The following is a 6,160-nucleotide window of genomic DNA, read 5'->3' on the forward strand; positions in this document are numbered from 1 at the left end:
AGGAGAAGCTTCCGCATTTTAAGATGCCTGTTTTAATTCTTCCAGATATTGATTGCCTTTATTGTGATCGTATTGCTTTTCTAATTTAGACATCACAACCGCTGCTAAAGAGTTGCCGACAACATTGACTGCTGTTCTGGCCATATCCAGGATGCGGTCGATGCCTGCTATAAATGCCAGCCCTTCTACCGGAATACCGACAGAACCGAGAGTTGCAAGGAGTACAACAAACGATACACCCGGAACACCGGCAATGCCTTTTGATGTGACCATTAAGACAAGGACTAACGATATTTGTGCACCAATGGATAGATGAATGCCGTACATTTGAGAGATAAACACAGCTGCAATCGCTTGATAAAGGGTTGAACCATCCAGATTAAAGGAGTAACCGGTTGGAATGACGAAGGATGCAATGGCTTTAGGGCAGCCGAATTTCTCCATCTTTTCCATAAGTTTCGGCAATACGGTCTCCGAACTGGATGTCGAATATGCCAAAATAAGCTCGTCCTTTAAAAGACGCAAGAAACGGAAAATGTTAACCCCTGCAAATTTGGCTACTAACCCGAGGACGACTAATACAAAGAAGATCATAGATCCATAGACTAAGATAACCAATTTGCTTAAAGGAATAAGGGATGAGAGACCGAACTTAGAAACGGTTACACCAATTAAAGCAAATACTCCAAACGGTGCAAATTTCATCACTAAATTTGTGACATAGAACATTGCTTCAGCAGTGCCTTGGAAAAAGCTGAGCACTGGTTTGCCCTTTTCGCCGATATAAGCAACACCTAATCCAAAGAGAACAGAGAAGAAAATAATCGGCAGCATATCGCCATGGGCCATTGAATCAATCAGGTTGCTTGGGACGATATTCACAAACGTGTCAATAATACTATGATGTTCGACTTGTTTCGTTGTTTCTACATAAGAAGAAATATCTGTTTTTTGAAGCGATTTCATATTAACGCCTGTGCCGGGATGAAATATATTCGCTGCAAATAATCCTATAATGATCGCAAAAGTTGTAATGATTTCAAAATAGATAATCGTCTTTCCGCCTAACTTCCCTAACTTCTTAATATCTCCAACACCGGCAACACCGACAATGATGCTTGAGATAACAATAGGGATAACAATCATTTTAATTAAGCGGAGAAATATATCGCCAATTGGCTGTAAATAAGTTGCCACCGCGGGATTGTTATAGAAAATCGCACCAACAATAACCCCCAATACTAATCCTGCGAATATTTGCCATGCTAAACTAAACTTTCTTCTTTTCATTTAAACACCTCTTTTATTTTGGAGTAATATTAAAAATATTTAATTTTCTATATTTTCAATAAATTGAATACCTATCAATTTTGATGAATTAAGTTGTGTGGTAATTTTTATCCAAGAGGTTTTGGATAATAGGTTAAAGGAAGGCTTCCATAGATGAGAATTCTTATCATTTAAAGATTTGTGACCGGTCTTTCTTAATTTAAATTGTATCAAATTAAAACGCAAAGTTCAACAGCTATTTTCTACAAAATTTGCAACAGATATCAACAAAAATTGGCATTTTTTAAGCTATGAGGCTGATCCCCATAGCTTAACAGATAAATATTCACTTACAATAAATTCTTTATTTCTTGATTTGCCCATTGCCATGTACAGTATATTTTGTTGAGGTTAAGGCAGGCAGTCCCATTGGTCCCCTGGCGTGCAGTTTTTGAGTGCTGATGCCAATTTCCGCACCAAAGCCAAATTCAAAGCCGTCAGTAAACCGTGTTGAAGCATTATGATAGAGTGCCGCTGAGTCTACCAATTGGAAAAATAGCTTTGTGTTTTCTGCTGATTCTGTAATGATAGCTTCTGAGTGTTTCGTGCTGTAAGTGTTAATATGATCAATCGCTTCCTGAACATTTGCAACAATTTTAATGGCCATGATTTTATCCAGGTATTCAGTTTCCCAATCTTCTTCATTGGCATCAATGAGATCCGTAACTATTTCCCTTGCCTTTTCATCCCCTCGCAGTTCAACGTTGCTGTTTCGAAGATTTCGGGCAAGTGCTGCCAGATGCTTTTTTGCCCAACTTTCATGGACTATCACTTTTTCAGCTGCATTACAAACAGAAGGACGCTGTGTTTTAGCGTTGACCGTAATATCAATAGCCATTTGCGGGTTGGCCGTTTCATCTATAAACACATGACAATTTCCCGCACCCGTTTCCAAAACAGGAACAGAAGCATTCTGAACAACGGTTTGAATAAGATTCTTCCCGCCGCGCGGAATTAAAACATCAAGGTATTGATTTAATTTAAACATTTGTGAAGCGGTATCCCGGCTGACATCCTCTAACAGTTGAACAGCATCTTGAGGAAGCTTCGTTTGTTCCAGTGCACGGCGGATGACAGATACAAGCGCCCGGTTGGAGTTCAATGCTGATGAACTGCCGCGCAGAAGAACCGCGTTGCCAGTCTTCAAACAAAGACTTGAAGCATCCACAGTAACATTAGGTCTCGCTTCATAAATCATGCCAACAACGCCTATTGGAACCCTGACTTTTTCTATTTTAAGTCCATTCGGCCGCTCCCATGATTCGAGCACTTCTCCGATTGGATCATTTAAAAGCGCTAACTGTTTAAGAGCGAGAGCCATATCCCGAATTCTTTGCTCATTTAGCATCAGCCGGTCAATCAAAGTCTCGCTTACCCCTTTTTCCCTTGCTTGATCTAAATCCTTTTTATTTTCTTGTAAAATGTATGGGATTTCTTCAATAAGTTGTGCAGCAATTGTTTTTAGCGCTTCATTTTTTTGTTTCGTTGTTTTTCCAATTAATTGTCCTGCAGCTGCCTTCGCTTTTTTTGCTTTTGATATTAATTCACTCATATCATCATCTCCTCTATATTAGATACTAATTGATCATGATGAATCACTTCAGGATGGTTTCGCCGTGTTATTTTCATTGCCATTTGACTTGTAAAGCCTTTGATCATTTCTAATTCTTCGGATGTATAATTTACTTGTCCCTTGCCTATGATTTCATTTTTATTATTGATGACCTCAACAACATCCCCGGCTTTGAATGTGCCGTTAATTTGTTTGACTCCTGCCGGCAGCAGACTTTTACCTTTTGAAATAATAGCCGTCAGCGCGCCGTCGTCAATTTTAATTTGTCCCGAGATTTGTGAGTGAAAGGCAATCCATTGCTTTGGTTTCTTTAAGTGGCTTTTTGGAGAATTCCCTATATATGTGCCATCCCCTTCACCATTTAAAATTTTTATCAGTTTATCCGGTCCTGAACCAGTGCCGACAAATACATTGACGCCAAGGGATAGTGCCGTTTGTGCGGCAATTAATTTTGATTTCATACCTCCCGTTCCGACTTTTGAACCTGATGTACTTTTTGCTTGTTCTAAAAGTTCTGCGGTGATTTCAGGCAGAAAATCATACCGTTTTGCTTGAGGGTTAATATGCGGATTTTCTTCGTATAAACCGTTTATATCTGTCAACATGATGAGAAAGTCAGCGTGAACAAGACCGCCGACAAGCGCTGAGAGCATATCATTGTCGCCAAAGGTCAGCTCATCAATCGCCACAGAATCATTTTCATTGATAATTGGCAAAACAGACCGTTTGAGCAGCTCGTTAAGTGTCGTATAGGCATTGCTATAGCTTTCTTTATTGATAAAATCGTGTCTCGTTAATAACAACTGGGCACAAACTAACCCATGCGTTCTAAAAGCCTCTGTATAGGATTGGATCAAAAGCCCTTGACCTACCGCAGCAGCCGCTTGTTTTCCCGAAATTGTTACAGGACGGGCAGGATAACCAAGATCAAAGAACCCTGCGGAAACAGCCCCGGAAGAAATTAAAATGACCTCATTTCCTTGTTTTTTTAATTGTGCAATTGCCTCTGCATGCTCAAATAATTTCGTTTTACTCAATCCGCCGTTAGCATGGGTTAACGAACTGCTGCCAATTTTAACAATGATTCTTTTTTTTGCCATATTGTTCACGCCTTTCTGCTTGAAAATCATTTATAAACAAAAAAACCCTTTACATCCTTACAATAACTTGTAAAGGACGGAAAGGGTTCAGCTTCCGCGGTACCACCTTACTTGACACCATTATGATGCCCGCTTAATTTTCCCATAACGCAGGGTGCGGTTGGGTTATTCATCCAACAGCTCAAGGGATAGGTTCAACAGTTTGACAGCGGTGGAATCTCCCAGCCGATGAATTCCACTCTCTAACGCGCCAATGTCTGTTTACTGGTCTCTGTCTATGCCGATCAATTTATAAATTTATGATATATTATGCTTAAATCTTATGATTATGTCAAGCAGTTTCCACATGAAATTATCGCCATTTTTTGTACTTTTAAAGTTTTTTAGAGAATTAGTTATATGTTTCTTTTAATTAATTGACCTAATTGCTTTGCTACTGCTTCAGTATCCCCTGTTAATTCTTCTAAAACATAAGACTCCACCACACCCATTACAGCTGTTCCCAAAAACTTTAAAATAATATACTTATCAATGTTTTGATTTAAAGGTGCATTTGAATTTAGTTTTTTATCTATTTCACCCATGATAAAAGTCAATAATTTATTTCGAAATGATAATGTACTATTACTTCTAAATAGTGAGGCAAAGAATGATTGATGCTGCTCAAAAAAATTAAACCATATAACCGCACCTTCTATAAAACCTTTGTTTTGTTTTTGGTCACATATTTCTCTCAATTGTTCTAAATGGTCATCAACAATCTTATCTAATAAATCATATTTATCTATATAGTGTAAGTAGAATGTTTTTCGGCCAAGGTCGGCTTTTTCAGTAATATTTTTAACTGTAATATCGTCAAATCCTTCATCAACTAACATTTCCAAAAATGCAGATTGAATAGCCTTTTGTGACTTTAATATTCTTCTATCTATTTTATTCATAGATTACTCCTTTTATTTAATACACACATTTTAGAAAGTGTGTATTAATGCACGAAATCAAGAATGTGGTCATTGAAATGATTCAATGTACATTTTAATATAAATATACACGAGGGCATTAACAACCACAAGTGTATATTCGAAAACAGACAAAGGTGGTCGTAAATATGACAGTTACTAAAAAAAATGTAAGGTTTAATGCAAAAGGGCTGCAAATAGCAGGTATTTTAAATTTACCTGAAAATGCTAAAGAAGAGAAACAAAATCCTGCAATTGTTTGCGTTCATCCGGGCAGCAGCTGTAAAGATCAAACCGCAGGTATCTATGCCGAGAAACTTGCTGAATTAGGATATATAACGATTGCATTTGATGCATCATATCAGGGGGAAAGTGAAGGTGAACCTCGATATATTGAAGAACCGGCTGCACGGGTTGAAGATATTCGCTGTGCAGTAGATTATCTGACAACGCTTGATTATGTAGATGAAAACCGTATTGGTGTATTAGGTGTTTGTGCTGGAGGCGGTTATGCAGTAAATGCTGCAATGACAGAGCGTCGAATCAAAGCAGTTGGTACAGTCGTTGGTGCTAATATTGGTCGTGTAAACCGTGAAGGCGATCCTATCAAAACATTAGAGGCAATTGGTAAACAACGCACTGCTGAAGCTCGCGGGGCTGAATCACTGATTACGAATTGGATTCCCAATAGTCAAGAAGAAAGAGAACAGGCTGGTATTACTGATATAGATATTACGGAAGCTATTGATTATTACACAACGCCAAGAGGTCAAAGTCCTCATTCTCCAAATAAGTTAAAATTCACTAGTCTACAATCAGTGATAGGTTTTGATGCTTTCCATTTAGCAGAGGAGTTACTAACTCAGCCTTTACAAATCATTGTAGGCAGTGTTCAAGGCGGATTCGCTTCGTATAAAGATGGGCATGAACTTTATAATAGAGCAGCTTCAGAAAAAAAAGATTTGTTTGTTGTTGAAGGTGCAAGTCATTATGATTTATACGACAGACCAGAACCTGTTAATCAGGCTGTTGAAAAATTGGGAGCCTTTTATAAAGAAAACCTTTAAAAATAGGTTCTACGTCAAATGTTGGGGTAGGAGTAATAGTTCCTACTCCTTAACCTAACTGATATCCCATTGATTTATATTGATGATGTAATAAAACACGTAATCGTAAACGATCATAACGCTTAAAACCAA

General features: G+C 38.1%; 5 protein-coding genes and 1 other annotated feature. Of the genes, 1 reads left to right on the top strand and 4 read right to left on the bottom strand.

From position 1 onward, the window contains the following. Positions 1–18: 18 nt before the first annotated feature. The 4 genes from gltP to ACFQRG_RS16420 form a co-directional block, all read right to left on the bottom strand. Positions 19–1,290 carry a glutamate/aspartate:proton symporter GltP gene (gene gltP / locus ACFQRG_RS16405; RefSeq protein ID WP_380967996.1) on the bottom strand — a complete coding sequence of 424 codons (1,272 nt, stop codon included), beginning with the start codon at positions 1,288–1,290 and terminating at the stop codon, positions 19–21. A 343-nt stretch (positions 1,291–1,633) separates the two neighbouring features. After that, positions 1,634–2,881 (bottom strand): glutamate-5-semialdehyde dehydrogenase, encoded by a 1,248-nt coding sequence (locus ACFQRG_RS16410; RefSeq protein ID WP_380967999.1) that lies wholly within the window; start codon positions 2,879–2,881, stop codon positions 1,634–1,636. Beyond that, positions 2,878–4,002, bottom strand: coding sequence for a glutamate 5-kinase (gene proB / locus ACFQRG_RS16415; RefSeq protein ID WP_380968001.1), 1,125 nt, complete (start codon positions 4,000–4,002; stop codon positions 2,878–2,880). The genes ACFQRG_RS16410 and proB overlap by 4 nt, the downstream gene beginning before the upstream one ends. 69 nt (positions 4,003–4,071) lie before the next feature. Further along, positions 4,072–4,289 (bottom strand) — a binding site (T-box leader). Between the two features lie 108 nt (positions 4,290–4,397). Further along, positions 4,398–4,943, bottom strand: a complete 546-nt coding sequence (locus tag ACFQRG_RS16420) for a TetR/AcrR family transcriptional regulator (protein WP_380968003.1) — start codon at positions 4,941–4,943, stop codon at positions 4,398–4,400. A gap of 167 nt (positions 4,944–5,110) precedes the next feature. On the opposite strand from ACFQRG_RS16420, the gene ACFQRG_RS16425 reads away from it, so the two are divergent. Beyond that, complete coding sequence (locus ACFQRG_RS16425) at positions 5,111–6,028, top strand: alpha/beta hydrolase (protein WP_380968005.1); 918 nt, start codon at positions 5,111–5,113, stop codon at positions 6,026–6,028. Positions 6,029–6,160: the final 132 nt, after the last annotated feature.

Origin of the sequence: Scopulibacillus cellulosilyticus (assembly GCF_042665295.1) — a bacterium.
Taxonomy (GTDB): domain Bacteria; phylum Bacillota; class Bacilli; order Bacillales; family Sporolactobacillaceae; genus Scopulibacillus_A; species Scopulibacillus_A cellulosilyticus.

Bases quoted from the DNA above. Each gene is read 5' to 3' on its own strand.
- gltP (WP_380967996.1), bottom strand. From the start codon at position 1,290: ATGAAAAGAAGAAAGTTTAGTTTAGCATGGCAAATATTCGCAGGATTA.
- ACFQRG_RS16410 (WP_380967999.1), bottom strand. From the start codon at position 2,881: ATGAGTGAATTAATATCAAAAGCAAAAAAAGCGAAGGCAGCTGCAGGA.
- proB (WP_380968001.1), bottom strand. From the start codon at position 4,002: ATGGCAAAAAAAAGAATCATTGTTAAAATTGGCAGCAGTTCGTTAACC.
- ACFQRG_RS16420 (WP_380968003.1), bottom strand. From the start codon at position 4,943: ATGAATAAAATAGATAGAAGAATATTAAAGTCACAAAAGGCTATTCAA.
- ACFQRG_RS16425 (WP_380968005.1), top strand. From the start codon at position 5,111: ATGACAGTTACTAAAAAAAATGTAAGGTTTAATGCAAAAGGGCTGCAA.